Genomic DNA, 26710 nt, shown 5'->3' with positions numbered 1-26710 from the left:
GCCCGGGACGTCGCGTGACCGGTGGCACACCCGCGGGGCCCGGCCTGGTTTGACCCTTTCGGCCGTGGCCCCGTAACCTTGACCGTCGGCGTGTCCCCTGACGCGCCGCACCCCCGTAAACCTTTTCCTCCTGGTGTCGCGAGCTTCGTGCTCCGCGCTCCGGGAGAGGCCGCTCGCGCGAGTCGGCGGCTGGACTGCGGGGTCCCGTTCCGAGCGAAAGAGAGATCCGCGTGTACGCCATCGTGCGCAGCGGTGGTCGCCAGCACAAGGTTGCTGTCGGCGACATCGTTGAGGTTGACAAGATTCCCACCGCCAAGGTTGGCGACACGGTCGAGCTCTCGACCCTGCTCGTTGTCGACGGCGAAGCCGTGACGAGCGACCCCTGGGTCCTCGCGGGCATCAAGGTCCAGGCCGAGATCGTGGACCACCACAAGGGCGTCAAGATCGACATCCTTCGCTACAAGAACAAGACCGGCTACCGCCGTCGTCAGGGCCACCGCCAGCAGTACACGGCGATCAAGGTCACTGAGATCCCCGCGGCTGCGAAGTAAGGGTAGGGACTGAGACATGGCACACAAGAAGGGCGCATCGTCCACTCGGAACGGTCGCGACTCCAACGCTCAGCGGCTCGGTGTGAAGCGCTTCGGCGGTCAGACCGTCAACGCCGGTGAGATCCTGGTCCGCCAGCGTGGCACCCACTTCCACCCCGGCGTCAGTGTCGGCCGTGGCAAGGACGACACGCTGTTCGCGCTGGCCGCCGGTGCGGTCGAGTTCGGCACGCACCGTGGCCGCAAGGTCGTGAACATCGTTCCGGTCGCCTGATCCAGTCCCGTCGAGGCTGACCCGGTTCCACGCGGACCGGATCCAGTGCCTCGGGGCCCAGGCTCCGTAGAACAGAGTTCTTCGCGAGGCGGACCTCACTTCCCCCACGGGAAGCAGGTCCGCCTTTCGCGTGTTACGTAAGAGACATTCCGTACGTACAGAAGTAACCGAAGTGCTGGAGGCACCCCACATGACCACCTTCGTGGACCGCGTCGAGCTGCATGTCGCCGCGGGTAGCGGAGGTCACGGCTGTGCCTCCGTACACCGGGAGAAGTTCAAGCCGCTCGGCGGCCCGGACGGCGGCAACGGTGGCCGTGGCGGTGACGTGATCCTGGTCGTCGACCAGTCCGTCACCACGCTGCTCGACTATCACCACTCACCGCACCGCAAGGCCACCAGCGGCAAGCCCGGCGAGGGCGGCAACCGCTCCGGCAAGGACGGCCAGGACCTCGTCCTGCCCGTGCCCGACGGCACGGTCGTGCTCGACAAGGCGGGCAACGTCCTCGCCGACCTCGTCGGAGAGGGCACCACGTACGTCGCCGCCGAGGGCGGCCGCGGAGGCCTCGGCAACGCGGCGCTGTCCTCGGCCCGCCGCAAGGCGCCCGGCTTCGCGCTGCTCGGCGTGCCCGGAGGCATGCAGGACATCGTCCTGGAGCTGAAGACCGTCGCCGACGTGGCCCTCGTCGGCTACCCGAGCGCCGGCAAGTCCTCGCTCATCTCGGTCCTGTCCGCGGCCAAGCCGAAGATCGCGGACTACCCCTTCACGACCCTCGTCCCGAACCTGGGCGTGGTGACGGCGGGCGAGACCGTGTACACGATCGCGGACGTGCCCGGCCTCATCCCCGGCGCCAGCCAGGGCAAGGGCCTCGGCCTGGAGTTCCTGCGCCATGTGGAGCGGTGCAGCGTGCTCGTCCACATCCTGGACACGGCCACCCTCGAATCCGAGCGTGACCCGATCTCCGACCTCGACATCATCGAGGAGGAGCTGAAGCAGTACGGCGGCCTGGACAACCGTCCGCGCATGGTCGTCCTCAACAAGATCGACGTGCCGGACGGCAAGGACCTCGCGGAGATGGTCCGCCCCGACCTGGAGAGCCGCGGCTACCGCGTCTTCGAGGTGTCCGCGGTCGCCCACATGGGCCTCAAGGAGCTGTCCTTCGCGCTCGCCGAGATGGTCGCGGCCGCGCGGGCCGCGAAGCCCAAGGAGGAGGCGACCCGCATCGTCATCCGTCCGAAGGCGGTCGACGACGCCGGCTTCACCGTGGCGCAGGAGGAGGACGGCCTCTTCCGCGTGCGCGGCGAGAAGCCCGAGCGCTGGGTGCGCCAGACCGACTTCAGCAACGACGAGGCCGTCGGCTACCTCGCCGACCGGCTCGCTCGCCTCGGTGTCGAGGAGAAGCTGATGAAGGCGGGCGCCCGCTCCGGCGACGGCGTCGCCATCGGCCCCGAGGACAACGCGGTCGTCTTCGACTGGGAGCCCACCGTCATGGCCGGTGCGGAGATGCTGGGCCGCCGTGGCGAGGACCACCGCTTCGAGGCTCCGCGCCCCGCCGCCCAGCGCCGCCGCGACCAGCAGGCCGAGCGGGACGAGTCGCAGAAGGAGTACGACGACTTCGAGCCGTTCTAGGCACCAGGAGCGTCACCAGTGCGGGCCCGCCCTCTCCGGAGGCCGGGCCCGCGCTTGTTGTGCGGCCGTCCGATCCGTCCGGAGCCGGGCCCGCGGTTGTGGTGCGGGCCGGTCGATCTCTCCGGAGGTCCGGCCCGCGCTTGTTGTGCGGCCGTCCGATCCGTCTGGGTGTGGAAAACCCCAGGGGCCGGATCGTGTGGATCCGGCCCCTGGGGTTCTGTCCGGCCGCCGGTGAGGCGGCCGAGGTGCTACGCGTTGACCGAGTCCTCGGCCCCGCTGTCCTCCGAGTCCGGGCCCAGGCCCTGGTCGGACTCGTGGGCCGTCTCCTCGGCCGCCCCGCGCTGCGAGGGGATCTCCGCGGCGAGGCGGGAGTTCATGCGCAACCGGCGCTCGTCCGCCTTCGTGCACAGGTCCGTGATCGCCGCGTCGAAGCGGGCCAGGGACGGCGGGTCCGAGGGGCCCAGCAGGTGCTCCTTGAGCTCCGCGCGGGCCGCCGTGAACGTGTCGCGCTCCGGGTGGCGGACCGCGTCCAGGAGGGCCGGGACACCGTCCGCGGCGGGCGTGAGGATCGCGCCCGCGGAGACCGTGGGGAACCCGGCGCGGAAGGCCGCCTCCGGCAGACCCGAGGTGTTCGCGACCGCGTAGGGCTTCTCGCTGGACAGCCAGTCCGAGACGACCGAGGAGACGTCGCTGATCAGCAGGTCGGCCCGGTTGAAGCAGGCGAAGATCGCCGGACGCGCGTCCGTGATGATCTGGTGCTCCCACTCCGGGAAGGACGCCCAGAACGCGGACTCCCATGCCGTCGTCGCCAGGGCGATCTCCGCCTCGCGGTCACCCCGCGGCGCGCCCTGCAGCAGCATCCGCTCCATCTCGTCCGCGCTGTTGCGGAAGGAGGTGGAGGTCAGTGTGTCCAGCTCGGCCGTACGCCGGGTCAGTTCGGCCGCGGCCTCCGGACCGGGACGGGCGCCGGAACGCCGGGTGTTGGCCTCACGGATCATCGCCATGATGCGCTCGTTGGCCCGGCCCGCGCGCGGGTCGACGGAGCCGGTCATCGGGTGCGGCTTGTAGAGCAGGCGCACCCCTTCGTCGGCGAGCAGGTGGCGCACTATGTTCTCGCCGGCCAGGACCACGGACGTGTTGCCCGGGTTGCCGTCCCAGCCCTCCCAGGTGGGGGCGTACAGGACGGTCGTGTACGTGCCCGTCGGCGGGCCGGAGTACAGGCGTATCGGCGTCAGCTGCGGTCGGCCGACCTCGACGATGTTCTTGTCCTCGACGCCGACCTCGGCGAGCGCGTACCGCTCACGGGCGGCGGGACCGGCGACCCACACCTCGTCGTACGCCTTCGCGTACGGGTTGCAGGAGGAGAGCTTGTCGCTCTCGCCGTGGTTGATGAAGGCGTGCTTGATCGTGGGGATGCGCAGCACCTGCGAGGTCTTCGCGGCGTTGGCCGGGTGCAGCATCATCTTCAGCGTCGAGTTCTCCAGCGAGAACATCGTGGAGACCTTCGGGAAGCAGATGATCGGGACGTCGGTCGCGTCGATCTTCTGCACCATGAAGCGCTCACGCAGCACGATCAGCGGCTTGGCGTCGATCTGCGAGAGCGTGGAGAGCCACATGTTCGCCTGGTAGGCGGACGTGCTGCCGCCCGAGAAGTACATGGCCACCGTCGGCTGGTAGTCCGCCAGCCACTGGTCGACCCACTCCATGACCTTCGCCTCGTTCTTGGCGCGCTTCTTGGGAAGCAGCCAGGTGCCGAGGTAGACGGTGCCGCCGAGGGCCAGCACGAGCGCGATGCCCTCGCCCACGGCGCCCCAGACAGCGTTCGTGGTGGCGGCGGTGACCAGCAGACCGGCCGTCGTGGGGAGGGAGAAGGCCAGCAGCCGGTGGCCCTGGCGACGGGCCAGGATGCGCGGCGGCGCGGCGGTCAGACGCAGCGCGGACGCGTCGATGTTCCGGGTGACGATCGGCAGCGCGCGGGTGCGGCGCACCAGGACCGAGACCGCGTGGCAGGAGAAGTGCAGTGCGTAGAAGGCGCATATCCCGACCAGCAGGGGTGCCTGCTCGTGCGTCGGGTTGATGCCGTCGATCCGCAGCAGCCCCACCAGGACCAGCATGTCGCGCAGCAGCTGGCGGACGGTGACGTCGAAGCGCACCTTTCCGAGGACCGAGACCAGACCGGGGTCGCGGTACTGCAGGTACAGGTCCAGAAGGAGTCCCGCCGCGCTGGCGGCGACGAACACCTGGACGTTCGGCAGCAGCGCGGAAGCGATCTGGGCCGTGAAGAAGGCGAGCATCGCGAACAGCGCGGAGAGCTGCACGATGCGGCGGGGGGCGAGGCCTGCGGAAGGCACGGGCTGGGCTCCTGCGAGGGGGATGCAGCGGATGGGAAATCGGGTGCGGCCGGTTGTCACCAACGGAGGCCGAAGACTCACCGTATGACCTGAAGACCCGGCTAACAATCTTCCGTGGGGACAATCACTGCATAGCGCACATATTGCCTGCGGACTCTGTGCGCGGGCCGTGTGCGGGCGCTTCCTGGAGTGGGCTCGGCCACACGCGAACCCCGGTCCTCGTCCTGCGGGAGCCGCGGTCGTGGCCGGGCCGTGCGCCCGTCGGAACGCCGGGTCGTCCGCCCGTCGAAACAGGGAGACGCCCGGCGCCCCCGCTCGCGTAGATTGCACACACCGGGCTCGTCGGAACATTGGGGAATCGCGTGTCAGCGGCAAGGAAAGCGGAGCGAGCGGGCGTTTCCGAGGCCCACAGGATCGTCGTCAAGGTGGGCTCCTCGTCGCTCACCACCGCCTCGGGCGGCCTCGACGCGGACCGGGTCGACGCCCTCGTGGACGTCCTCGCCAAGGCCCGCAGCGGAGGCGAGAGGGAGATCGTCCTCGTCTCGTCCGGCGCCATCGCCGCCGGACTCGCGCCGCTCGGACTGCGCCGCCGCCCCAAGGACCTCGCCCGCCAGCAGGCCGCCGCCAGTGTCGGCCAGGGCCTCCTGATGGCCCGCTACACCGCCTCCTTCGCCCGCTACGGCATCCGCGTCGGACAAGTGCTCCTCACCTCCGACGACACCAGCCGGCGCGCCCACCACCGCAACGCCTCACGCACCCTCGACAAACTCCTCGCGATGGGCGCCCTGCCGGTCGTCAACGAGAACGACACGGTGGCCACGGACGAGATCCGCTTCGGCGACAACGACCGTCTCGCCGCCCTCGTCGCCCATCTCGTACGCGCCGATCTGCTCGTCCTGCTCTCCGACGTGGACGGGGTCTACGACGGCGACCCCAGCAAGCCCGGCACCTCGCGGATCGCACAGGTGCGGGAGCCCGCGGACCTCGCCGGGATCGAGATCGGCAGCACGGGCAAGGCCGGCGTCGGCACCGGCGGCATGGTCACCAAGGTCGAGGCGGCCAGGATCGCCGCCGCGGCCGGCATCCCCGTGGTGCTGACCAGTGCGGTCCACGCCGCCGACGCCCTCGCGGCCCGGGACACGGGCACCTACTTCCACGCCACCGGCAAGCGGTCCGCCGACCGGCTGCTGTGGCTCCAGCACGCCTCCACCCCGCAGGGCGCGCTCACGCTGGACGACGGAGCCGTGCGCGCGGTCGTCCAGCGGCGCACGTCGCTGCTGCCCGCGGGCATCGCGGCCGTCGAGGGCGAGTTCACCGCGGGCGATCCGGTCGAGCTCCGCGACAGCACGGGCCGGGCCGTCGCACGAGGACTGGTCAACTTCGACGCCAAGGAGATCCCCCAGCTGATCGGCCGCTCCACCCGGGAGCTCGCGCGCGAACTGGGCCCCGCGTACGAGCGCGAGGTCGTGCACCGCGACGACCTCGTCCTGCTGCACCCGTGAAGCTCGCGCTCCGGCGCGTTCCCGGACCGCGTCCGTGAGACGCGCGTCCCGCTCTCCGGATGCCACGGGGACCTCATCCGCCAGACGCCGCTTCCGGCGCCCCAGTGGCCTCCCTGAAACAGCTGTCCACTACACCCGTAAACGGCCGATTCCCCCGCCCCCGCCGGGGGACGTTCCGTAAAACCGCCACACGGCGGCTTCTCACCTGCTCAACTTTGTGGCAGGGAGAGTCCGGGATCCGGTACGACCATTGGGTAAAGGAGGCCGCCGTGAGACGAGTGCGCCCTGGGGCGGCGGCGTCCCGCGGTGGTCCCGCCTCCCGTGCGCCGGGCGAGGAACGGGCCCTGACAAGTGTCGCGGCCGGCGACACCTACGAGGGCGAGCGACCGGCCGACCAGCCCCGGCTGTGGCACGTGACGCTGAGCGTGTCGGGCGGCGAGGCCCCGCTGACCGAGGTCAGGCGCGCTCTCGAACAGCTCGCCCACGACCACCCCTTCCTGCTGACCAGCCGGTACGCCAACGACCACGCGGAGATCCGCTACTGGGAAGAGGCCCGCGACCTGCACGACGCGGCGGCCGTCGCACTGCGCCTGTGGGGCGAGCACCGCCAGACCGCCAAACTCCCGCCCTGGGAGATCGTCGGCCTGGAGGTCATCGACCGGGAGACGTACCACCAGCGGATCGCGGAAGGGTACGGACCACTGCCCGCGACCCCTGTGGGAGTTCACCCGTTCTGAGCCCGTCTCGTCGTATGGGACAACCGCTGGACGGGCCCGCCGGGCGCACTACCCTTCCCTCATGACCACGCTCTCGCCGTACGACTCCATGTCCCCGGTCGCCCAGGCCGCCTATCGCGCGAAGTCCGCCGCCGCCGACCTGGCACCCCTGCCGCGGGCCGAGAAGGACGACGCGCTGCTCGCGATCGCGGACGCGCTGGAAGTCCGTACGAGCGAGATCGTCGCCGCCAACGCCAAGGACATCGCGAAGGCCCGCGAGGCCGGGTCCAGCGAGACCGTCATCGACCGGCTCACGCTCACCCCCGAGCGCGTGCGCGCGATCGCCTCCGACGTCCGTGACGTGGTGGCGCTGCCCGACCCGGTGGGCGAGGTCGTCCGCGGCTCGACCCTCCCGAACGGCATCGACCTGCGCCAGGTCCGCGTCCCGCTCGGCGTCGTCGGCATCATCTACGAGGCCCGCCCGAACGTGACCGTCGACGCGGCCGCCCTGTGCCTGAAGTCCGGAAACGCGGTCCTGCTGCGCGGCTCGTCCTCCGCCTACGAGTCGAACACGGCCCTCGTCCGGGTCCTGCGCGACGCCGTGGGCGGCGCCGGACTGCCCGCTGACGCCGTCCAGCTCGTACCCGGCGAGGGCCGGGAATCGGTCCGCGAGCTGATGCGCGCCCGCGGCCTGGTCGACGTCCTCATCCCGCGCGGCGGCGCCTCCCTGATCCGCACGGTCGTCCAGGAGTCCACCGTCCCGGTCATCGAGACCGGCACCGGCAACTGCCATGTGTACGTCGACGCGAACGCCGACCTCGACATGGCGATCGACATCCTGATCAACTCCAAGGCCCAGCGGCCCAGCGTCTGCAACTCCGCCGAGACCCTCCTGGTCCACCAGGACATCGCCGCCGACTTCCTGCCGCGTGCCCTGGACGCCCTCGCGGACGCCGGGGTCACCGTGCACGCCGACGAGCGCGTCCTGGCGTACGCCAAGGACTCCAAGGCCACCGTCGTGGAGGCCACGGCGGAGGACTGGGACACCGAGTACCTCTCCTACGACATCGCGGCGGCCGTCGTCGACTCGCTCGACAAGGCCGTGTCGCACATCCGGCTGTGGAGTTCCGGCCACACCGAGGCCATCGTGACCACCTCGCAGCAGGCCGCCCGCCGCTTCACCCAGCTCGTCGACTCCACGACGGTCGCGGTCAACGCCTCGACCCGCTTCACCGACGGCGGTCAGTTCGGCTTCGGCGCCGAGATCGGCATCTCCACCCAGAAGCTGCACGCCCGGGGCCCGATGGGACTGCCGGAGCTGACGAGCACGAAGTACATCGTCACGGGCGACGGCCACATCCGGCGCTGAGGCACCGGCAGGGGCCAGGAGTACGCGGGCTGCGGGCTGCGGATTGCGGCCCGCAGGCTGAGGGCCGCAATCCGGGCGTACGGCGGCCTCGTACGCGCGGAGCCGCGGCGCAGGGCGAGCCGTGGCTCTCCCGGAGGCCGCTGGGCCCCCGGAAGGCCGGAGACGGGCCTGTGGGGCCGTACGGGGGCCCTTGAGTCGTGCGCGGAGGGAGCCGGCGGATGTTCTCGGACCCCGTCGAGCCGGACAGGGGCCCGCGGGGCTTGCGTGGGCGGAAGAGGCGGCTTTTCGCGGAAGGGGTCGCTTTCCGCCGAACGCGGGTCGCCGGACGCCGGTCGCTCGTCGCTGGTCGCCAATCGCGCGGCGGGCGTACGGAGGGCGTGCGCGGGGCGCACGGGTGGCATCGTGCCGGGCGCCGGGGCGTGCGGCGGTCGCTTCACGGCCCGCGATCCGCGCGAGGCGCGTCTCGTCAGGTGGATGAATTTCCATACCGTCTGCCCAAATTGACCCCCCAGGTCTACTCTGGATCCGTGCCGGAGGACGTGGGGGGCACGCCGTTCCCTGACGGCTGGGAGCCCGACGACGACCGCGACCGCGGGGGTGCGGACGAAGAGTTCGCCTCCGTGGTCTTCGACGAGGACTTCGTACGGGCGGCGGTGATTCACGAACCGACCGCCGTGGAGCGACTGCTCGCGGCGGCCCAGGCCCGCGCGGACGCCTCCGAGGCCGAGGCGCGCCGGGCACGCACCCGCGGCGCCCGTGGTGACGACGAGCGCTACGAGGACGGCTTCGGCCCCGACGACCACGGCGATTTCGACCACGACCACGAACTGGACGATCCGGACGACACCGAGGTCCTGGAAGGTCGTTACGGCGTACCGGGAATGTACGGCCGGCCCTACGGCAAGCAGACCCGCTGGCACCGCCCCGTCGCCTGGATCCTCGCCCTCGTCATGGGCGTCGGCATGGTCGCCCTCGCCTTCACGGCGGTCTACCGGGGCGCCTCCTCGGGCCGCCAGGAGCAGGTCCCCTCGCCCGCCTCCTCCGGCCTCGAACAGGGCCGGGAGAAGGTCACCGGCACCGGGCCCTCGGCCTCGGCCGACTATTCCCAGCCGGCCGTGTCGGCGGAGCCGCGAACGCCCTGAGACCGGTCCGACCGTCGCGGCGTGGACGATCCCTCGAACAGCGTGACCGTCCTGGTGAGAACCTGTCAGAACTTGTCGCATACCACAGCGTTTACCGGAGCTCCCGGCGACCTACTCTGAATGTATGGGCGGGCCTGGAGACCCACCTGAGGGGACACCCGAGGGCGCTCCCACTGGTGGAGAGGACGAGTACCGATCCGTCGTCTTCGACGAGTCGTTCGTCCGTGCTGCCCGCCTCCAGGAGTTCTCCGCCCAGGAACGCATGGCCGACCACAGCCCGGCCGTACGCCGCCGCCCACCCCTCCAGCGCGGACTGTCCCGGCAGGCGCTGATCCTCGTCCTGCTGATCGCCGTCGCCTTCGGCACCGCGATCTACATGGGCGTACGCCACCCGTACCAGACCCCCGCCACCCAGCCGGCCGAACCGCTGCGGATGACGGTGATCCCCCTCGCCCCGCAGACCGCCGTGCCCGGCGCCACGAGCACCGACGAGCTGTACGCCGACAGCCCGGCCGCCCAGTTCCGGATAGGCGCCGACGGCGTCACGATGCCCGCCTCCCGGCGTACCGCGCACTTCTCCGACAGCCAGGTCGTGACCGCTCTGACCACCGCCAAGGACTACCTCGTCGAGTCGTCCCTCGACCCGAGCGTCCTGACCGGAGGCGCCACCCGGCCCGTACGCGTCCTGCTCGACCCGCAGCAACTCGACCAGTTCGACCAGAGCTTCGAGCACCCCATCGCCGACGGACGGCACGCGCCGACCGGCTGGCTGGTCCGCTTCGACGCGACTCGGGCGCAGCTCGCCGACAAGAGGATCCGGGTGCAGGGCACCCTCCAGGCCGCCGAGTTCGACGCGAACACTCTGGAGGTCATCGCCGACCACACCTTCGTCTACGCGCTGAAGCCGGCCGGTGCGAACGCCGAGGCCAAGGCGTCACTGTTCACGATCCGGCGCGAGCTGCACTTCCGCTTCGACCGTGACGACCTGCGCATGCACCAGGCCGAGCTGGCGGTGTCCTACGCCCAGGCCGGCCCGCTCGCCTGCTCCGAGGACTCGGTGAGCCGGTTCCGGCCGCTGCTCGCGGGCCAGACGGCCAAGGCGGGCGGCCCGGCCGGCACCGACCCGTACGCCACCGGCAGCGCGACGGCCCTGTGCGGTTCGCTGGCCAGGAGCGCGCAGCCGAAGGTGTAGCCGGAGTGCCGGACTAGCGGACTGCCGGAGTGCCGGGCGGCGCCGCGAGGTCAGGGCGGCGGCACCCGGCGGGGTGATCAGGCGCGGCCGTCGGTGTCCTCGTCGTCGGAACCACCCTCACGCGGTGCCTCCTCGGCACCCGCGTCCTTGGGCGCGCCGGTCCCGAAGCCCCCGAAGCCGCGCCGTACCCGGCCCCCGAGGTCGCCCGCACCGCCCGCGATGTCGCTGACCAGCTTCATCAGCGGGTCCTTGGAGCTCTTCACGTCGCTGGCGTAGCTGGCCGCCGACTGCCGGAAGGAGTCCGACACCGAGGTGTCCTTGTCCGCGTCGCGCCGCGGGTAGTGGCCGTCCATGATCCGCTGGTAGTCGCGGGACTCCGACCACTTCTTCAGCTCGGCCGCGCGGACCGCGGTGAAGGGGTGCGTGCGCGGCAGCACGTTGAGGATCTTGAGCACGGAGTCCCGCAGGTCGCCCGCCGACTCGTACTCCTCGGCCTGCGCGAGGAACGCGTCCACGTTCATCTCGTGCAGATGGTTGCCGCCCGCGATCTTCATCAGGCCGCGCATCGAGGCCCGCAGGTCCTGGCCGACCAGGAGCCCGGCGCGGTCCGCGGACAGTTCCGACTTGCGGAACCACTCGCGCAGTGCGGTCACGATCGCCATGATCGCGAGGTTCCCCAGCGGGATCCAGGCGACCCGGACCGCGAGGCTGGTGAGGAACAGCAGGATCGTGCGGTAGACGGCGTGACCGGACAGCGCGTGGCCGACCTCGTGGCCGATGACCGCCCGCATCTCCTCCTCGTCGAGCAGCTCGACGAGCCCGGTCGTCACCACGATGATCGGATCGTCCAGACCGATGCACATCGCGTTCGGCTGCGGGTCCTGGTTCACGTACATCGGCGGGACCTTCTCCAGGTCCAGGATGTAACAGGCGTCCCGCAGCATGTCGTTGAGGTGCGCGAACTGGGCGTCCGAGACGCGCACCGAGTCGGACAGGAAGAGCAGCCGCAGGCTGCGCTCGGGCAGCAGACCGCTCAGTGCCTTGAAGACCGTGTCGAAGCCGCTGAGCTTGCGCAGGGCCACCAGGGCCGAGCGGTCCGCCGGGTGTTCGTAGGCCCGTGAGGAGATTCCCTCGAAGCGCCTGCGCTGCCTGCTCGGCGCCTTCTCGTGCCCGTTCTGCTCGTGGCCGTCGTCGGACATGTGTTCCCCCATGTGCGTCTGTGTGCCCTATGTGCCCCCAAGGCAGGGCCCAGCCTAGGCGGAGATACCGTTGACCGGCAGTACAGAGAAGGAGTCGTACGCCATGGAGCACATCCCCGCAGCCGCCTGGCTCACGGAGGCCGCGAACGCGGCGGACAAGCAGGGCCCGGGCAATCTGCTCCGGGTCGTGCTGATTGTCATGATCATCGGTGCGGTCCTGGGTGCCTGGTTCCTGCTGCGCGGCTACAAGCGCGACAACTGAGGACGACCGGATCGACCGGGCGGGCCGCGGCGGACGGTCCGGCGAGGAGGTCGCGGCAACCGGCTTCCCCAACGGCGGAGTCGGCGTGTTCGCGGCCGAGACGCCCGCATACGATGGGCCGACGTCTTTATCCCGCCCTCCCCCACTCTCGACTTCGCTCGAGCGGGGGGACCCCCATCGGATAGGTCCTGCCGAGATGAGCTTCCAGAGCACCGCTGCACAGTTGGTCACCGTTGCCGCCGAGGGCGAGAACGGCGGCAACCACGAAAGCCTCAGCCCGTACCTGACCGGCGGCGGGGCCCTGTTCATCCTGCTCCTGCTGCTGTGGATCACCACGCGCTTCAACCGCGACCGCTGAGCCCCACCGGGCCCGCTCGGGGCCCCTGTCGGCCGGAGCCCGTCGGCCGGGCCGGTAGGGTCTGCACGCATGGGAGAGCAGGACATGCCTACCGGTCCGGCGAGTGACACGGAGAGCGGCGCCGTCGGCGCCGCCGCGGGCCGTGCGAGCGGCACGACCGGCGGCACGGCGAAGCGCCTGACGGTCGGCCCCGGCAACGGCCCCTCGAATCCGGGCAAGCGCCGCCTCGGCGTCATGGGCGGCACCTTCGACCCGATCCACCACGGACACCTGGTCGCGGCCAGCGAGGTCGCCGCGCAGTTCCACCTCGACGAGGTGGTGTTCGTGCCGACCGGGCAGCCGTGGCAGAAGACCGACCGCAAGGTCACCCCGGCCGAGGACCGCTACCTGATGACGGTCATCGCGACCGCCGAGAACCCGCAGTTCTCGGTCAGCCGGATCGACATCGACCGCGGTGGCCCGACCTACACGACGGACACGCTGCGCGACCTGCGCGCGCTCAATCCGGACGCGGACCTGTTCTTCATCACCGGCGCCGACGCGCTCGGCCAGATCCTCACCTGGCGCTACACCGAAGAACTGTTCTCCCTCGCGCACTTCATCGGGGTCACCCGGCCCGGTCACACCCTGACCGACCCGGGACTCCCGGAGGGCGGTGTCTCGCTGGTCGAGGTTCCCGCGCTCGCCATCTCGTCCACAGACTGCCGTGTGAGAGTCGCCAAGGGCGACCCCGTCTGGTACCTGGTTCCGGACGGTGTGGTGCGCTACATCGACAAGCGTGAGCTGTACCGCGGCTAGTGAGCCGAGAGGGGCACCGGTGAACGACCGATACGACGGATACGCGGGCGGCGACCAGTACGAACTCGTCGGCTACGACGAATTCGGGCAGCCTGTGTACCGACAGGTGCCGCAGCAGCCTGCGCAGGGGTACGACGGCTACGACGCCCAGCAACAGGGCTACGGCTACGACCCCTATGCGACGGGCCGCCAGGAACCCGTCCAGCCCTACGACACGGGCCGCCAGCAGCCTGTGTCGCCGTATGACACCGGTCAGCACGAAACGGTGTCGTCCTATGACACCGGTCAGCAGCCCTCCGCCCCTTCGTACGACCGCTTCGACGCCTTCGGCACCGGCGCGCCCGGAGCCGGCGGGACCACCTCGACGTCGTACGACCCCTATGGGCAGCAGAACCCCGGCACGGCGGGCGCCGCGAGCACCGGTCAGCAGCCCCGGGTCGCCGAGCAGACCGCCTACATCCCGCAGCAGGCCGGGCCGGCTGAGGACGCCGCTCCCCGGGCCGACCGGGACTACGGCACCGAGCAGTTCGCCTTCGTCGAGGAGCAGGAAGCCGAGTCCGAAGACGTCATCGACTGGCTGAAGTTCACCGAGAACCGCACCGAGCGCCGCGAGGAGGCCAAGCGCCGGGCCCGCAGCCGGGTCGTCTCCCTGGTCGTGGTCATCGCCCTGGTCGCGGTCGGTGGCGCCGGCTACCTCTGGTACGCGGGCAGGCTTCCCGGCACCGCCTCGGCCGACGGCAAGCCGGGGACCACGACGGCCGTTGCCGCCCAGAAGCGCGACGTGATCGTCGTCCACCTGCACAACACCAAGGGCAGCGGCACCTCCACGGCCCTGCTCGTCGACAACACCACCACCAAGCAGGGCACCACCGTTCTGCTGCCCAACTCCCTCGCCCTGACGGACGACAACGGCTCGACGACCACGCTCGCCAAGTCCGTCGACGACGACGGCTCGGCCGGGACGCGGGACGCGATCGACACCGTGCTCGGGACCGACATCCAGGGCACCTGGCGGCTCGACACCCCGTACCTGAACAACCTCGTCGAGCTCGTCGGCAACATCGACATCACCACCAACGCCGACGTGCCGGACCCCGACTCCAAGAAGAAGGGCGAGGCCCCGCTCGTCAAGAAGGGCGAGGACCAGAGCCTCAGCGGCAAGATGGCAGTCGCCTACGCCACCTACCGGGCCTCCGGCGAGGCCCAGAACGCGCAGCTGGAGCGGTTCGGACAGGTCATGCAGGGGGTGATGCGCAAGCTGTCCTCGGACAAGCAGGCCGCGACCACCACCGTGCAGACCCTGGCGCAGATCCTCGACCCGTCCCTGACCGACCAGGACCTCGGCGCCTTCCTCGCCCAGCTCGCCGATCTCGCCAAGGGCGGCGACTACAAGACCGCGCTGCTGCCCGTGCAGCAGGACGGCACCCTGAGCGAGAGCGCCTCCGACAGTGTGATCAAGGACGTCCTGGGCGGTACGGCGAAGAGCCCCGAGGCCGGCGCCGCGGTCCGCGTGGGCATCAAGAACGCCACCGGCGACAAGGCGGCCATGAGCCAGGCCCGTGTCGTCCTGGTCAACGGCGGCTACACCTACCTGGACTCCGGCACCGCCGGCGCCGCCCAGAGCGTGTCGCAGATCACCTACAGCGACGCGGCCAAGAAGGACGACGCCGTCGAGGTCGCCAAGACCCTGGGTCTGCCCACCGGTGCGGTGAAGAAGGGCACGGTCACCACCAACGCGGATGTGTCCGTCGTCCTCGGCCAGGACTACGAGGTCAGCAGCACCCCCAAGGGGTGACCGGCATCACGCCCCGGGGCCGCCCGGGGCGTGATCGTCGAAACGCGTGGGGTGTCCTCGGCGGTCCGTGAGACCCTTGAGTCATTACTGACCGCCGACGGAAAGCCGCGTAGTGACCGCCACGGACCGCTCCATCGAGCTCATCAACACCGCCGCACAGGCGGCCGCAGACAAGCTCGCGCACGACATCATCGCCTACGACGTCAGCGACGTGCTCTCCATCACCGACGCCTTCCTGCTGGCGTCCGCGCCCAACGACCGCCAGGTCAAGTCGATCGTCGACGAGATCGAGGAGCGCCTGAGCAAGGAGCTCGGCGTCAAGCCGGTACGCCGCGAGGGCGACCGCGAGGCGCGCTGGGTGCTCCTCGACTACATCGACATCGTGGTGCACGTCCAGCACAGCGAGGAGCGCGTCTTCTACGCCCTCGAGCGCCTGTGGAAGGACTGCCCGGAGCTGGACCTGCCCGAAGAGGCCAAGGCGACCCGCGGCAAGGGCGCCGAGCACGCCAAGCTCCAGGCCGAGGAGGACTCCGCCGAACTGGGGGAGCTGCGGTGAGCGCCGAGGCCGGGAACAGGGCGGGCGTGAAGGACGGCGGGAAGCCGGGCCGGGGCCGCCGCGTCATCCTGTGGCGGCACGGCCAGACCTCCTGGAACGTGGACCGCCGCTTCCAGGGCTCCACGGATGTCGAGCTGACCGAGACGGGCATCGGGCAGGCCCGTCGCGCCGCCCGGCTGCTCGCCTCGCTCAGGCCCGACGCCATCGTCGCCTCGGACCTCAAGCGCGCCGCCGCCACCGCCGCCGAGCTGGCCGAGCTCACCGGCCTCGACGTCACCCACGACGAGGGCCTGCGCGAGACCTACGCGGGCGTCTGGCAGGGGTTGACGCACGAGGAGATCATCGCCCGCCACGGCGACGAGTACGCCGCGTGGAAGCGCGGCGAGCCGGTACGCCGCGGTGGAGGCGAGCTGGAGACCGAGGTCGCCGACCGCGCCGCCCCCGTGGTGCTGCGGCACGCGGACAAGCTCCCCGACGACGGCACCCTCGTCGTCGTCAGCCACGGCGGCACGATCCGCACCACCATCGGCCGCCTGCTCGGCCTGGAGTCCCAGCACTGGGAGAGCCTCGGCGGCCTTTCGAACTGCTGCTGGTCCGTCCTCGGCGAAGGCGCCCGCGGCTGGCGGCTCCTGGAGCACAACGCCGGCACGCTGCCGGAGCCGGTGCTCGGCGACGACGACTGAGCGGTGCCGGACGGCCTCCGTCCGGTCCCGTGGGCCCGGCGGGACCGGATTTCACTTTCCGGCTGGTCGCAGGCTAAAGTTCTTCTTGTTCGGCCCGCAGGGCGGGAAGAACGCAAGGGGCTATAGCTCAGTTGGTAGAGCGCCTGCATGGCATGCAGGAGGTCAGGAGTTCAATTCTCCTTAGCTCCACAGATCGACTCTCCGTGGAGTTGTCGAAGATCAGTGATGAAGAATCCCGTTCCCGTCAGGGAGCGGGATTTTTCGTTGCCGCCGAAGCGGTGCCCACCGTCGCCAGGGCTGCCGCCACCACCGGGAGTTCGCCCTCGGGGGGAGACGGGCGGGCCGTCCGGCCCGGACACCGTGAACAGCGTCCACAGGGCGCGTTGTCCACGCCCGAGTTGAGGGCTTCGGGTGTGAAGAGGGCGTCGCGGCAGGCGCGGTTGACGGCGTACGCCGTGGACACCGACGGGCTCCTCGTGGCCGTCACCCGGCCCGGTCGGCTCCCGGGCTTCGCGGTCTCCGGCACACTCTTCTTGAACCGGCTTGAGTCACTTGGGGCCCCCGGGGCGTATATCTCTGCGGACGCGCTCCTGGCGTGCACGTACGCGCCGGCCGTGACGGGCTGTGCTGGGTGCTGTGTCCGGACTGGTACGCAGGCGTCGCTGACCGTATTGCTCCGGCCGTGGCAGAATCAAACGGCCGGAAGGGGGCGCGGCCCGACGGGAGGGAGAAGCGATGCCTGCCAGCATCCTCGAGGAGGTCGACGATCTCCTCGAAGTGGCACTGAACCGGAAAAAAGCCACCCTCCTCGACTGCCCTTCCTGCGGATCGGTCCACGTTGCCCAGGTCCTTGGCGACAACGGTGGAATCTCCTACGTGTGCACGGCCTGCGGCCACAGCTGGAGCTGATTGATGGGTGCGCACAGGCGGAAATGCGATTGGTGCGGCAGTGGTACGCCGATCGTCCGCGACATGGAGCCGGTCAACCACGACTACCAGTACTGGTGTGAGGAGTGCGCGCGGGCGCTGATCATAAAAGGCGACCCGATCGAGACGTACCGCGAGCTGGAGGGCGAGCCGATCTACGGACGGCTCCTCGACGAGCACTGCACCCTGAAGCGGTTCTACTCGTTCGCCACGGCCTGACCCCGGGGACGGCCGGGGTGCCCCGCAACCGGGTGCCGTTCAGGCGCAGTTCCCGCCTGCCCGTCCGCGAGGTCCTCGTCCTGGCGCGTACCGACCGCCGGGCGAAGCCGTCATCGCGCGCCGCACGGCCGCCCAGGAGCGGCGTTCACGCCGCTCGCGGCCCGACGGGTCATCGTGGGGCCGGTAAGGCCCGCAGGGGCCATGTGGCGGTCCGGGGGTGTCGGCCCTCCCTGCCCCCTCCCGGCCGACCCGGTCGTGCCTCCGGAGATCCGGCTCGGCCTTCGGGAAGTCGCCCTGAAACAGACATGGACCACCAAATCGGTACACACGGGAAACGATTTGGTGGTGCACCAGGGGGACCGTGTAATGTTGGCGTCGCCGCCGGGGAAACCGGGCGACACGGTGAATACGCGGCCTGGCCGCGTGGCCACAAGGGGCTATAGCTCAGTTGGTAGAGCGCCTGCATGGCATGCAGGAGGTCAGGAGTTCAATTCTCCTTAGCTCCACAGACGTTGAAAGCGGGCCACCCGATCAGGGTGGTCCGCTTCTTCGTTTTCCTCGTTGTCCGGCGAGCCTCGATCCTCGCGGAACGTGTCGAAGGCGGGCCACCGGTTCCGGTGGCCCGCTGCTTCGTGGTCAGCGGCCGCTGCCGAGCGCGCGGCGACCGCGCCCCTGGGAGAGGACCGGCAGGTTGTTCCGCGCCGGCGCGGAGGACCGGGTGTCCTCCTCGAGGCGCAGGGCGAGCGCCGGGCAGCGGCGCACTGCACGCAGGGCTTTCGCCTCGGCGTACCGGGGCACCGCGGCCTGCGCGACGGTGGGGAAGCCGTCGGCGCCCAGTTCGAAGACCTCGGGGAGGATGTCGGCGCACAGGCCGTGCCCGCGGCACAGCGTCCAGTCGACGTAGATCTTCTGGCGGCTGGGACCCGTCTCCTGCTCGCTCTGGCCGCCCGGGATGCCCGTGGGCAGTTGGCCGCCCTCGAAGAGCGGCAGAACGCCCTCCACGGGCCGTCCGCAGCCGTTTCCGAGGACATGCGCGGCCAGGTCGTCGGTGAAGGCCTTGAGGGTCGACTCGATGAACATCGCCGAGCCGTCCGGGTGGGAGCACGCGCCGCGCCGCTTCACGGACTTGGCGACCTGCTTCACGGCTTCGAGAGCCGCCGGGCCGCCGCCGTTGAGGATGTCCTCCAGGCCGCGTGCCGCGGCGGGCAGACCCAGGTAGCAGGGACCGCACTGGCCCGCGCTCTCCTCGGCCAGCCACTGCGCCACCCGCAGCGACTCGCCCAGAGGGCATGTCTGCTGGGTGATCGGGAGGATGGCGCCGGCGCCGAGCGCACCGCCCACCGCCGCCAGGGAGTCGCGCGAGACGATCGCCTCGTTGACCGTCGCCGCGTCCAGCCACTTGCCGTGGTAGCCGCCGGTCAGCACGCCCTGCGGCATCGGCGGGGCGCCGGCCAGCTGGAGGACGTACCGCAGCGGTACACCGGTGGGGACCTCGATCACCATGGGGCGCCCGACGGCGCCCGAGACGGTGAGCATGACGGTGCCGGGCTCGTCGTACAGGCCTGTGTTGCGGTAGCGGTCCGGGCCGATGCGGGCGGCGATGGCCAGTTGCGCGAACGTCTCGGCGTTCGACAGCAGGGTGGGCGCGCCTCCGACACCGGTCTGGGACGCGCTGACCTTGCGGCCCGGCGGGATGGCCGGACCGCCGTCGATCGAACGGATCAGCGAAGCGGCCGCGCCGGTGACCATCCGCACCGGATTGCGCTGCACGCGCGCGCGGAGCGGCGATCCGCGCCGGTTGCTCAGCCCGCGCTCGGCCAGCGCGGCCTCCATGGAGCGCTGCGTGGACTCGCGGGTCACGCCGATCACCAGGGTGCGCGCGCCCATGGCCTCCGCGGCCAGCAGGGCGCCGTCGAGGATGAGGTGCGGGGCACGGTTGATGAGCACCGTGTCCTTGCGGCAGGCCGGTTCGTCCTCGCTTCCGTTGACGACCACCACCGGGCGGATGCCCTTCTTGATGGCCGATTCGGCGACTGAGCGCAGTTTCTTGGCGAAGGGGAAGCCCGCGCCGCCGCGGCCCTTCAGGGAGATGGCTTCGGCAAGGCCCGCGAGCTGTTCTCCGCCCATCGGTTCGAGCGGCCCATGCACCTTGAGGTGCATGGGGAGATCAAGACGTTCAACCAGGTCAAAGCCCGACGTGAGCTGCGGAAGTCCGACCACGCGGACTTCCGGGACGTCGGGCAGGGCCTCGTTCACTTAAAAGCCTCCGGAAGGGGCGTTCCATGATTCACCGGAGCCAGGAGCGTCGAAGGCGCCCGGCAGTACGTCAGTCGTGGGACCGCTGTCGTACGTGTCGTTGGTGTTGTACGTGCGGTAGGACGGGTTCGTCTCACCGGTGTTGTACACATCACTCGTGCCGTAGGCGTTGGCGGGCGGATTGTTGTAGACCGGGACGGTATATCCGGTGTCGTTCAGCGGGTCGTACGCCGATTGCGGCGCCTCGCCGACGGGGGGCGGCGTGGGGACGGGCCAGCTGCCGGACGTGCTGCCGTTGTCGACGCGGGGAAACGTCTCGGTGGGCTGCATGTTCATGGGCATCTGGAACTGCTGCGTCGAGGCGGGCGCGGAGCCGTCGCCGGACATGGCCCGGTAGGCCGCGGCGAAGCCGTTCGTACCGGCGCTCGTGGCCGCGGGGTCGGGCGCGCCGCCGTACTGCGGGGAGGGGGACGGCGTGCGCTGGGGCGGCACGAAGTTGTCGCCAGCGGACTGGGCGGAGCGCGACTCGCCCACGGCGGCGCGGGACGCCTCCAGGTCCTCGCGGAAGCCGCGGGCACCGGGGCTGTTGTTGTCGCCGATGATCGCCAGGACCCGTGCCGCGACCTTGCGCTTGAACGGGGCGGGCGCAGATCGCAGGGCGAGGGCCGCCATGACCGCGAGCAGGCACAGGCTGTAGAGGATCGTGAAGATCGGCTTCGCGGCGCGACCCGCGTAGAGGCCGTGGATCAGCGCGGAGCACCAGGCCGGGTAGGCCAGCATGTGCACCGCGCGCCAGCGGGCCGCGATCGGTGCCGGCGAGGCGAAGGCGCTGCGCAGCGCGCCGGTGATGGCCGTGAAGATCATGAGCAGTCCGGCCAGTGAGCCGAAGCCGATGAGCCCGGCCGTGCCGGTGACGCCGAGGCCGAAGGGGACCAGGGCGGCGAGCAGGGTCGTGTGGTCGAGCGCGATCTTGACCGTGATGTGCAGCAGCAGGAAGGCGACCGAGGACACGGCGGTCGTCCGGTGCACCGCCTGCGCCACCAGTCGCTGGCGGGTGTTCAGGAAGACCCGGTCGGTCGCGACCAGCCCCCAGATCACGGAGCACGACAGAGCGACCAGCGACAGCACGCCGGCGCCGAAGTTCAGGAAGTCACGGACGGTATTGCCGCCGACCAGCACCACCACGGGTATGAGGAGCAGGACGGCAGCGCTGGCCGCCCCGTAGGCCGAACGGCCCGCCCGGGGAAGCGAGCTGTTGTTACGACGAGGGTTCATGGAGGGGGTACTCCCAACGGTTCGGGGAAGCGGTCCCGAAGCCGCACTCTAGGTCGAGAAATACCGACGAGTTCGAGGTTTGAGTTATTGCGTTGTTACCAAAGGGCAATGAGGTCTTTGTGTTGTCCCTAAGAGTCCGTTACGCGAAGTAAAATTTGAACTTCGTTCAACTCTTTCAGTGGTCACGGAGGGTGGCACGGGGTGCCGGACGACCCCGAAAGCTCGTCGCGGCGCCCGCGGGCCCTGGGGTACCCTGACGCCATGCGTGCCGTACGCCTTCTGCTTAGCGAGCCGCGCTGATCAGTCCCGACCACTGACGCATCGTGGTCGGCATCGGCGCGGCGTCCCCTCCTGTGCGAGGGGCTTTTTCATTTCTTGAGTGGCACAGCCGCTGGCAGAGACGATCGATGGAGCTTTGAGGATCATGAGCGAGACGAACACCGCTGCCACCGCCGACGTGGCCGCGCCGCACCGCTACACGGCCGCTCTGGCCGCTGACATCGAGGCACGCTGGCAGGACTTCTGGGACGCCGAGGGCACGTACGAGGCTCCGAACCCCAGCGGCGACCTGGCCGGGGACCCCGAGCTGGCCGCCAAGCCCAAGAAGTTCATCATGGACATGTTCCCGTATCCCTCGGGTGCGGGTCTGCACGTGGGTCACCCCCTGGGCTACATCGCCACCGATGTATTCGCCCGGTTCCAGCGGATGACCGGCCACAACGTCCTGCACACCCTGGGCTTCGACGCCTTCGGCCTGCCCGCCGAGCAGTACGCCGTGCAGACCGGCACGCACCCGCGCGTTTCCACCGAGGCCAACATGGAGAACATGAAGGTCCAGCTGCGCGCGCTGGGCCTGGGTCACGACAAGCGCCGGTCGTTCGCCACGATCGACCCGGAGTACTACAAGTGGACCCAGTGGATCTTCCTGCAGATCTTCAACTCCTGGTACGACGACGAGGCCGGCAAGGCCCGTCCCGTCTCCGCGCTGGTCGCCCAGTTCGAGAGCGGTGAGCGTGCGGTTCCCGCCGTCGGCGGCACCACGCGCGCGTGGAACGAGCTGAGCGCCACCGAGCGCGCCGACGTCCTGAGCGGCTACCGCCTGGCGTACGCCTCCGACGCGCCGGTCAACTGGTGTCCCGGCCTGGGCACCGTGCTGGCCAACGAGGAGGTCACCGCCGACGGCCGTTCCGAGCGCGGCAACTTCCCCGTCTTCAAGGCCAAGCTGCGCCAGTGGAACATGCGCATCACCGCCTACGCGGACCGCCTGCTGGACGACCTGGACGCCCTGGACTGGCCCGAGGCCATCAAGCTGCAGCAGCGCAACTGGATCGGCCGCTCCGAGGGCGCGCGCGTCGACTTCCCCATCGACGGCGACGCGATCACGGTCTTCACCACCCGGCAGGACACCCTGTTCGGCGCCACCTACATGGTGCTGGCGCCGGAACACCCGCTGGTCGAGAAGTTCACCCCGGCCGCCTGGCCCGAGGGCACCCACGAGGTGTGGACCGGCGGTCACGCGACGCCCACCGAGGCCGTCGCCGCCTACCGCGCGCAGGCCGCCTCGAAGTCCGACGTCGAGCGGCAGGCCGAGGCCAAGGACAAGACCGGCGTCTTCACCGGCTCGTTCGCGACCAACCCGGTCAACGGCGAGAAGGTCCCGGTCTTCATCGCCGACTACGTACTGATGGGCTACGGCACCGGCGCGATCATGGCCGTCCCGGCCCACGACACCCGCGACTTCGCGTTCGCGCGCGCCTTCGAACTGCCCATGCGCTGTGTGGTCGAGCCCTCGGACGACCGCGGCACCGACGCCTCCACCTGGGACGACGCCTTCGCCTCGTACGACGCGAAGATCGTCAACTCCACCGGCGACGAGATCTCCCTGGACGGCCTGGGCGTCGTCGACGCCAAGGCGCGCATCACGGAGTGGCTGGAGCGCCGGGGCATCGGCGCTGGCACCGTCAACTTCCGGCTGCGCGACTGGCTGTTCAGCCGCCAGCGCTACTGGGGCGAGCCCTTCCCGATCGTCTACGACGAGGACGGCGTGGCCCACCCGCTGCCCGAGTCGATGCTGCCCCTGGAGCTGCCGGAGGTCGAGGACTACTCGCCGCGCACCTTCGACCCGGACGACGCGAACACGTCCCCGGAGACCCCGCTGTCGCGCAACGAGGACTGGGTCGCCGTCACCCTGGACCTGGGCGACGGCCGTGGTCCGCAGAAGTACCGCCGCGAGACCAACACCATGCCCAACTGGGCCGGTTCCTGCTGGTACGAGCTGCGCTACCTGGACCCGCACAACGACCAGAAGCTGGTCGACCCGGCCATCGAGCAGTACTGGATGGGCCCCCGCGAGGGCCAGCCGACCGGTGGCGTCGACCTGTACGTCGGCGGCGCCGAGCACGCCGTGCTGCACCTGCTGTACGCCCGCTTCTGGTCGAAGGTCCTGTTCGACCTGGGCCACATCTCGTCGGCCGAGCCGTTCCACAAGCTGTTCAACCAGGGCATGATCCAGGCCTACGTGTACCGCGACAGCCGCGGCATCGCCGTACCGGCGGCCGAGGTGGAGGAGCGCGACGGCGCGTACTACTACCAGGACGAGAAGGTCTCCCGGCTGCTGGGCAAGATGGGCAAGTCCCTGAAGAACGCGGTCACCCCGGACGAGATCTGCGCCGAGTACGGCGCGGACACCCTGCGCCTGTACGAGATGGCGATGGGTCCCCTGGACGTGTCCCGTCCGTGGGACACGCGCGCCGTGGTGGGCCAGTACCGGCTGCTGCAGCGGCTGTGGCGCAATGTCGTCGACGAGGCGACCGGCGAGGTCACGGTCGTCGGCACCGAGCCGGACGAGGACACGCTGCGTGCCCTGCACAAGGCCATCGACGGCGTACGTCAGGACCTGGAGGGCATGCGGTTCAACACCGCCATCGCCAAGGTCACCGAGCTGAACAACCACCTGACCAAGGCGGGCGGCCCGGTCGCGCGCCCGGTCGCCGAGGCCCTGGTGCTGATGGTCGCGCCGCTGGCCCCGCACATCGCCGAGGAACTGTGGCGCAAGCTGGGCCGCACGGAATCGGTCGTCCACCAGGACTTCCCCGTCGCCGACCCCGCGTACGTCGTGGACGAGGCCGTGACCTGCGTCGTGCAGATCAAGGGCAAGGTCAAGGCGCGCCTGGAGGTCTCCCCGTCGATCTCCGACGAGGAGCTGGAGAAGGTGGCGCTGGCCGACGAGAAGGTCGTCGCGGCGCTGGGCGGCGCGGGAATCCGCAAGGTGATCGTGCGCGCGCCGAAGCTGGTGAACATCGTCACGGCGTAGCCGCCACGGCGAGACGGGCATCAGGCCTCCGGCCGATACCCGCAGGTCCGGGCGCGGCCGGCTCGGGGTAGTCCCCTACGGGCAGGTTCGGGGTTCTTCTGGAACTCCGAACCTGCCCGCAGCGTTTACCGTTGAGAGCGCGGCGACAGCTGCCGCGACCGGTCCGAGGAGGAGTGTGATGGGTACCGTGATCACAGTGATCGCCCTGCTCTTCCTGCTGTTCGTGGTGCTCGGCGCCTATGCGACGGTGAAGGTGATCGGCGCCGCCAAGCGCGGCGTGGACCGCACGATCTCGCAGGCCCGCCGCACGGTCGAGGACACCACCCTGCGCGCGAAGACCTTCGCCCAGCCCGGGCCGCAGGGCGAGCTCGCCCAGCTCCGGCTGACGCTGCGCACCTCGATGCGGGCCACCCAGGACGCGCTCCACGCGAGCGTGGCCGAGGACGAGTCCCTCAAGGAGTCGCTGAGCCTCTTCGAGCGGCTCAGCGCGCACGGGCACGAGCTCGACGCCGAACTGAAGCGCCTGGAGACCGAGCCCGACCGAGGAACGCTCGCCACACGGCTGCCCGGCCTGCGCGAGCGCACCCAGCGGATCACGCAGTCGGCCGACTCGCTTCGCTGGGCCGCGCGCGACCGGGCCCACCGCTTCGCCGGCGACGACCTGGACACGCTGAGCGCCCAGATCGACGTGGAGGCCGGCGCGCTGCGTCACTGGACCAAGGAACCCGGACCCGCCGCGTCCTGGCCCGAGGCCCCCGCGGCGGACGCGAGCACCTCCGGTGGACAGACCTGGCCGCCGCAGACGCCGAATCCCACTACGGCCGAGCAGCCGGGGCGTTCCGCCATCACGCCGCCGGGCCAACGGCCCACCTACCCTTGGCAGAAGAAGCCCCGCCCCGAGAGCACGACATGATCCGGCCGTCCCGACCGCAGGTGGAAGGGGCCGGGCTGCCGCCCGCCCGCCACGCCAGGTAACCTCCAGCTCATGTCCCGCCATGTCGCGATCGTCACCGATTCAACGGCCTACCTGCCGCCGCGGACGATGGAGCGCCACGGCATCACAGCGGTCCCCCTGACCGTGGTCCTCGGTGACCAGGCGCTCGAAGAGGGGACCGAGATCTCGGCCCGCTCCCTGGCCCAGGCGCTGCAGAAGCGGCGCCCCGTCACCACGTCCCGGCCCAGCCCCGAGATGTTCGCCGCGGCCTACCGCGAGGTCGCCGAGTCCGGCGCCACCGGCATCGTCTCCCTGCATCTGTCCTCCGAGTTCTCGGGCACCTACGACGCGGCGGTGCTCGCGGGGCGCGAGGCCCCGGTACCGGTGCGCGTGGTGGACACCGGGATGGTCGCGATGGCCCTCGGGTTCTGTGCGCTGGCCGCGGCCGAGTCCGCGGAGGCGGGAGGAACCATCGACGACGCGGTCGCGGCCGCCGAGAAGCGGGCCGCGGGCACGTCCGCCTACTTCTACGTCGACACCCTCGACTACCTCCGCCGTGGCGGCAGGATCGGGGCCGCGCAGGCTCTGCTGGGTTCGGCGCTCGCGGTGAAGCCGCTGCTCCAGCTGAACGACGGCCGCATCGAACTTCTCGAAAAGGTCCGCACGGCCTCCAAGGCGATCGCCCGCCTGGAGGAGATCGTCGCCGACCGAGCGGGCAGCGCACAGGTCGACATCGCCGTTCACCATCTGGCAGCTCCCGATCGTGCGGCGGCCCTCGCGGACCGTTTGCGGGCGCGGGTGCCGGGGCTGGCCGAACTGCACGTGAGCGAGGTGGGGGCGGTGATCGGAGCCCACACCGGGCCCGGGTTGCTCGGGGCGGTCGTGTCGCCTCGCTGAGATCGCCCCGCTGAGGTAGCTCCTTCCGCGGCTTGTGTGCGTCGCCCGTTCGGGCGGCGGAGTTATCCACAACTGGGCTGCTGTCCACCGGAATTGAGCAAGATCATCGCGATGGTGCCGGGATGCCGGATCCTCGGCGCATGGCACTTCGATCAAGCACACGCACTGCCACACCGACCAGCGGCCCGGGCCGCGGCCCCGCCTCGGAAAGCCGCAGCCGCCATCGCCGTCGCCACCCGCGGGGCCGGGCCCGTCGCCGCGAGGTGTCGGCCGCGGCCCTCCGCCTGCGGGCCGAGGCGCTCTTCACCGAACACGTGCAAGGGCGGCGGGAGTCGGGGAACGCGCCGCCTGGAGCGGACCACGATGTCGGGGCCGGCCCGAGGGCGAACACGGCCGCGGGTACGGGTGTTCTGACCGATGTCCGGCGACCTTGGAACCGTCCGGGTGGGGTCGGCGGCCGCGACGCCGGTCCCGGTGGGGGCGGTGGTCGTGACCCCGGTCCGGATGGGGGCGCCCC

23 protein-coding genes and 2 tRNA genes are annotated in these 26710 nt (G+C 70.6%); 21 read left to right on the top strand and 4 right to left on the bottom strand.

All coding sequences use genetic code 11. The features are described 5' to 3' along the window. Positions 1–230 precede the first annotated feature (230 nt). From rplU to obgE, 3 genes are all read left to right on the top strand, one after another. A complete protein-coding gene (gene rplU, locus ACFWBT_RS01825; protein ID WP_164320786.1) occupies positions 231–551 on the top strand; it encodes a 50S ribosomal protein L21 in 321 nt (106 codons plus the stop codon). A gap of 16 nt (positions 552–567) precedes the next feature. Next, positions 568–822 (top strand): 50S ribosomal protein L27, encoded by a 255-nt coding sequence (gene rpmA, locus ACFWBT_RS01820; RefSeq protein ID WP_037618784.1) that lies wholly within the window; start codon positions 568–570, stop codon positions 820–822. Between the two features lie 190 nt (positions 823–1012). Next, positions 1013–2449 carry a GTPase ObgE gene (obgE, locus tag ACFWBT_RS01815; protein ID WP_385694553.1) on the top strand — a complete coding sequence of 479 codons (1437 nt, stop codon included), beginning with the start codon at positions 1013–1015 and terminating at the stop codon, positions 2447–2449. 248 nt (positions 2450–2697) lie between these two features. Here the strand turns inward: obgE and ACFWBT_RS01810 are convergent, their stop codons facing one another. After that, the gene (locus tag ACFWBT_RS01810; RefSeq protein ID WP_385694550.1) at positions 2698–4800 is read right to left on the bottom strand and encodes a hypothetical protein; all 2103 of its coding nucleotides are present in this window, start codon (positions 4798–4800) and stop codon (positions 2698–2700) included. Between the two features lie 362 nt (positions 4801–5162). Here ACFWBT_RS01810 and proB point away from each other — a divergent pair, with 362 nt between their 5' ends. The 5 genes from proB to ACFWBT_RS01785 all read left to right on the top strand — a co-directional run bounded on the left by proB (position 5163) and on the right by ACFWBT_RS01785 (position 10721). Further along, the gene (gene proB / locus ACFWBT_RS01805) at positions 5163–6302 is read left to right on the top strand and encodes a glutamate 5-kinase (protein ID WP_385694547.1); all 1140 of its coding nucleotides are present in this window, start codon (positions 5163–5165) and stop codon (positions 6300–6302) included. A 278-nt stretch (positions 6303–6580) separates the two neighbouring features. After that, complete coding sequence (locus ACFWBT_RS01800) at positions 6581–7039, top strand: hypothetical protein (RefSeq protein ID WP_266765684.1); 459 nt, start codon at positions 6581–6583, stop codon at positions 7037–7039. A 61-nt stretch (positions 7040–7100) separates the two neighbouring features. Beyond that, positions 7101–8387, top strand: a complete 1287-nt coding sequence (locus ACFWBT_RS01795; protein WP_385694545.1) for a glutamate-5-semialdehyde dehydrogenase — start codon at positions 7101–7103, stop codon at positions 8385–8387. Positions 8388–8887: 500 nt separating this feature from the next. Then, entirely contained in the window at positions 8888–9529 is a 642-nt protein-coding gene (locus ACFWBT_RS01790) for a hypothetical protein (protein ID WP_385694543.1), read from the top strand. A 124-nt stretch (positions 9530–9653) separates the two neighbouring features. Next, on the top strand, positions 9654–10721 hold the full coding sequence (locus ACFWBT_RS01785; protein ID WP_385694541.1) for a hypothetical protein: 1068 nt from the start codon (positions 9654–9656) through the stop codon (positions 10719–10721). A 77-nt stretch (positions 10722–10798) separates the two neighbouring features. Here ACFWBT_RS01785 and ACFWBT_RS01780 read toward each other — a convergent pair whose 3' ends face one another. Next, positions 10799–11920 (bottom strand): M48 family metallopeptidase, encoded by a 1122-nt coding sequence (locus ACFWBT_RS01780; RefSeq protein ID WP_385694538.1) that lies wholly within the window; start codon positions 11918–11920, stop codon positions 10799–10801. Positions 11921–11990: 70 nt separating this feature from the next. Here ACFWBT_RS01780 and ACFWBT_RS01775 point away from each other — a divergent pair, with 70 nt between their 5' ends. The 10 genes from ACFWBT_RS01775 (at position 11991) to ACFWBT_RS01730 (ending at position 18024) form a co-directional block, all read left to right on the top strand. Next, positions 11991–12182, top strand: coding sequence for a hypothetical protein (locus ACFWBT_RS01775; RefSeq protein ID WP_351538721.1), 192 nt, complete (start codon positions 11991–11993; stop codon positions 12180–12182). A gap of 196 nt (positions 12183–12378) precedes the next feature. Next, positions 12379–12540 (top strand): hypothetical protein, encoded by a 162-nt coding sequence (locus ACFWBT_RS01770; RefSeq protein ID WP_266758661.1) that lies wholly within the window; start codon positions 12379–12381, stop codon positions 12538–12540. 69 nt (positions 12541–12609) lie between these two features. Continuing rightward, entirely contained in the window at positions 12610–13338 is a 729-nt protein-coding gene (gene nadD, locus ACFWBT_RS01765) for a nicotinate-nucleotide adenylyltransferase (protein WP_385694536.1), read from the top strand. A 19-nt stretch (positions 13339–13357) separates the two neighbouring features. Then, a complete protein-coding gene (locus ACFWBT_RS01760) occupies positions 13358–15133 on the top strand; it encodes an LCP family protein (RefSeq protein ID WP_385694535.1) in 1776 nt (591 codons plus the stop codon). Between the two features lie 112 nt (positions 15134–15245). Next, positions 15246–15689 carry a ribosome silencing factor gene (gene rsfS, locus ACFWBT_RS01755; protein ID WP_356462162.1) on the top strand — a complete coding sequence of 148 codons (444 nt, stop codon included), beginning with the start codon at positions 15246–15248 and terminating at the stop codon, positions 15687–15689. Further along, positions 15686–16372 carry a histidine phosphatase family protein gene (locus ACFWBT_RS01750; protein ID WP_266758654.1) on the top strand — a complete coding sequence of 229 codons (687 nt, stop codon included), beginning with the start codon at positions 15686–15688 and terminating at the stop codon, positions 16370–16372. Before rsfS ends, ACFWBT_RS01750 begins: the two co-directional genes overlap by 4 nt. Before the next feature lie 116 nt (positions 16373–16488). Beyond that, positions 16489–16561: transfer RNA gene (locus tag ACFWBT_RS01745), tRNA-Ala, on the top strand. 546 nt (positions 16562–17107) lie between these two features. Further along, entirely contained in the window at positions 17108–17281 is a 174-nt protein-coding gene (locus tag ACFWBT_RS01740) for a hypothetical protein (protein WP_261702676.1), read from the top strand. Between the two features lie 3 nt (positions 17282–17284). Continuing rightward, a complete protein-coding gene (locus ACFWBT_RS01735; RefSeq protein WP_010986886.1) occupies positions 17285–17518 on the top strand; it encodes a hypothetical protein in 234 nt (77 codons plus the stop codon). A gap of 433 nt (positions 17519–17951) precedes the next feature. Beyond that, a tRNA-Ala gene (locus tag ACFWBT_RS01730) sits at positions 17952–18024 on the top strand. Between the two features lie 130 nt (positions 18025–18154). On the opposite strand, the gene ACFWBT_RS01725 is transcribed toward ACFWBT_RS01730, so the two are convergent. Next, positions 18155–19774 (bottom strand): NADH-quinone oxidoreductase subunit NuoF family protein, encoded by a 1620-nt coding sequence (locus ACFWBT_RS01725; RefSeq protein WP_266758651.1) that lies wholly within the window; start codon positions 19772–19774, stop codon positions 18155–18157. Further along, positions 19775–21049 (bottom strand): cytochrome b/b6 domain-containing protein, encoded by a 1275-nt coding sequence (locus ACFWBT_RS01720; RefSeq protein WP_385694532.1) that lies wholly within the window; start codon positions 21047–21049, stop codon positions 19775–19777. A 424-nt stretch (positions 21050–21473) separates the two neighbouring features. Here ACFWBT_RS01720 and leuS point away from each other — a divergent pair, with 424 nt between their 5' ends. The 3 genes from leuS to ACFWBT_RS01705 all read left to right on the top strand — a co-directional run bounded on the left by leuS (position 21474) and on the right by ACFWBT_RS01705 (position 26193). After that, positions 21474–24362, top strand: coding sequence for a leucine--tRNA ligase (leuS, locus tag ACFWBT_RS01715; RefSeq protein WP_385694530.1), 2889 nt, complete (start codon positions 21474–21476; stop codon positions 24360–24362). A gap of 178 nt (positions 24363–24540) precedes the next feature. Then, the gene (locus ACFWBT_RS01710) at positions 24541–25275 is read left to right on the top strand and encodes a hypothetical protein (RefSeq protein ID WP_385694527.1); all 735 of its coding nucleotides are present in this window, start codon (positions 24541–24543) and stop codon (positions 25273–25275) included. A 72-nt stretch (positions 25276–25347) separates the two neighbouring features. Continuing rightward, positions 25348–26193, top strand: a complete 846-nt coding sequence (locus tag ACFWBT_RS01705; RefSeq protein ID WP_385694525.1) for a DegV family protein — start codon at positions 25348–25350, stop codon at positions 26191–26193. Positions 26194–26710: the final 517 nt, after the last annotated feature.

Source organism: Streptomyces sp. NPDC060027, assembly GCF_042737005.1.
Lineage (GTDB): Bacteria > Actinomycetota > Actinomycetes > Streptomycetales > Streptomycetaceae > Streptomyces.
The sequence above is the reverse complement of the archived record's forward strand: the minus strand, read 5'-3'. Positions and strand labels throughout refer to the sequence as shown.

Coding starts and splice junctions, on each gene's coding strand:
- rpmA (WP_037618784.1), top strand. CDS start 568: ATGGCACACAAGAAGGGCGCATCGTCCACTCGGAACGGTCGCGACTCC.
- obgE (WP_385694553.1), top strand. CDS start 1,013: ATGACCACCTTCGTGGACCGCGTCGAGCTGCATGTCGCCGCGGGTAGC.
- ACFWBT_RS01795 (WP_385694545.1), top strand. CDS start 7,101: ATGACCACGCTCTCGCCGTACGACTCCATGTCCCCGGTCGCCCAGGCC.
- ACFWBT_RS01785 (WP_385694541.1), top strand. CDS start 9,654: ATGGGCGGGCCTGGAGACCCACCTGAGGGGACACCCGAGGGCGCTCCC.
- ACFWBT_RS01780 (WP_385694538.1), bottom strand. CDS start 11,920: ATGTCCGACGACGGCCACGAGCAGAACGGGCACGAGAAGGCGCCGAGC.
- ACFWBT_RS01770 (WP_266758661.1), top strand. CDS start 12,379: ATGAGCTTCCAGAGCACCGCTGCACAGTTGGTCACCGTTGCCGCCGAG.
- nadD (WP_385694536.1), top strand. CDS start 12,610: ATGGGAGAGCAGGACATGCCTACCGGTCCGGCGAGTGACACGGAGAGC.
- ACFWBT_RS01740 (WP_261702676.1), top strand. CDS start 17,108: ATGCCTGCCAGCATCCTCGAGGAGGTCGACGATCTCCTCGAAGTGGCA.
- ACFWBT_RS01735 (WP_010986886.1), top strand. CDS start 17,285: ATGGGTGCGCACAGGCGGAAATGCGATTGGTGCGGCAGTGGTACGCCG.
- ACFWBT_RS01720 (WP_385694532.1), bottom strand. CDS start 21,049: ATGAACCCTCGTCGTAACAACAGCTCGCTTCCCCGGGCGGGCCGTTCG.
- leuS (WP_385694530.1), top strand. CDS start 21,474: ATGAGCGAGACGAACACCGCTGCCACCGCCGACGTGGCCGCGCCGCAC.
- ACFWBT_RS01710 (WP_385694527.1), top strand. CDS start 24,541: ATGGGTACCGTGATCACAGTGATCGCCCTGCTCTTCCTGCTGTTCGTG.
- ACFWBT_RS01705 (WP_385694525.1), top strand. CDS start 25,348: ATGTCCCGCCATGTCGCGATCGTCACCGATTCAACGGCCTACCTGCCG.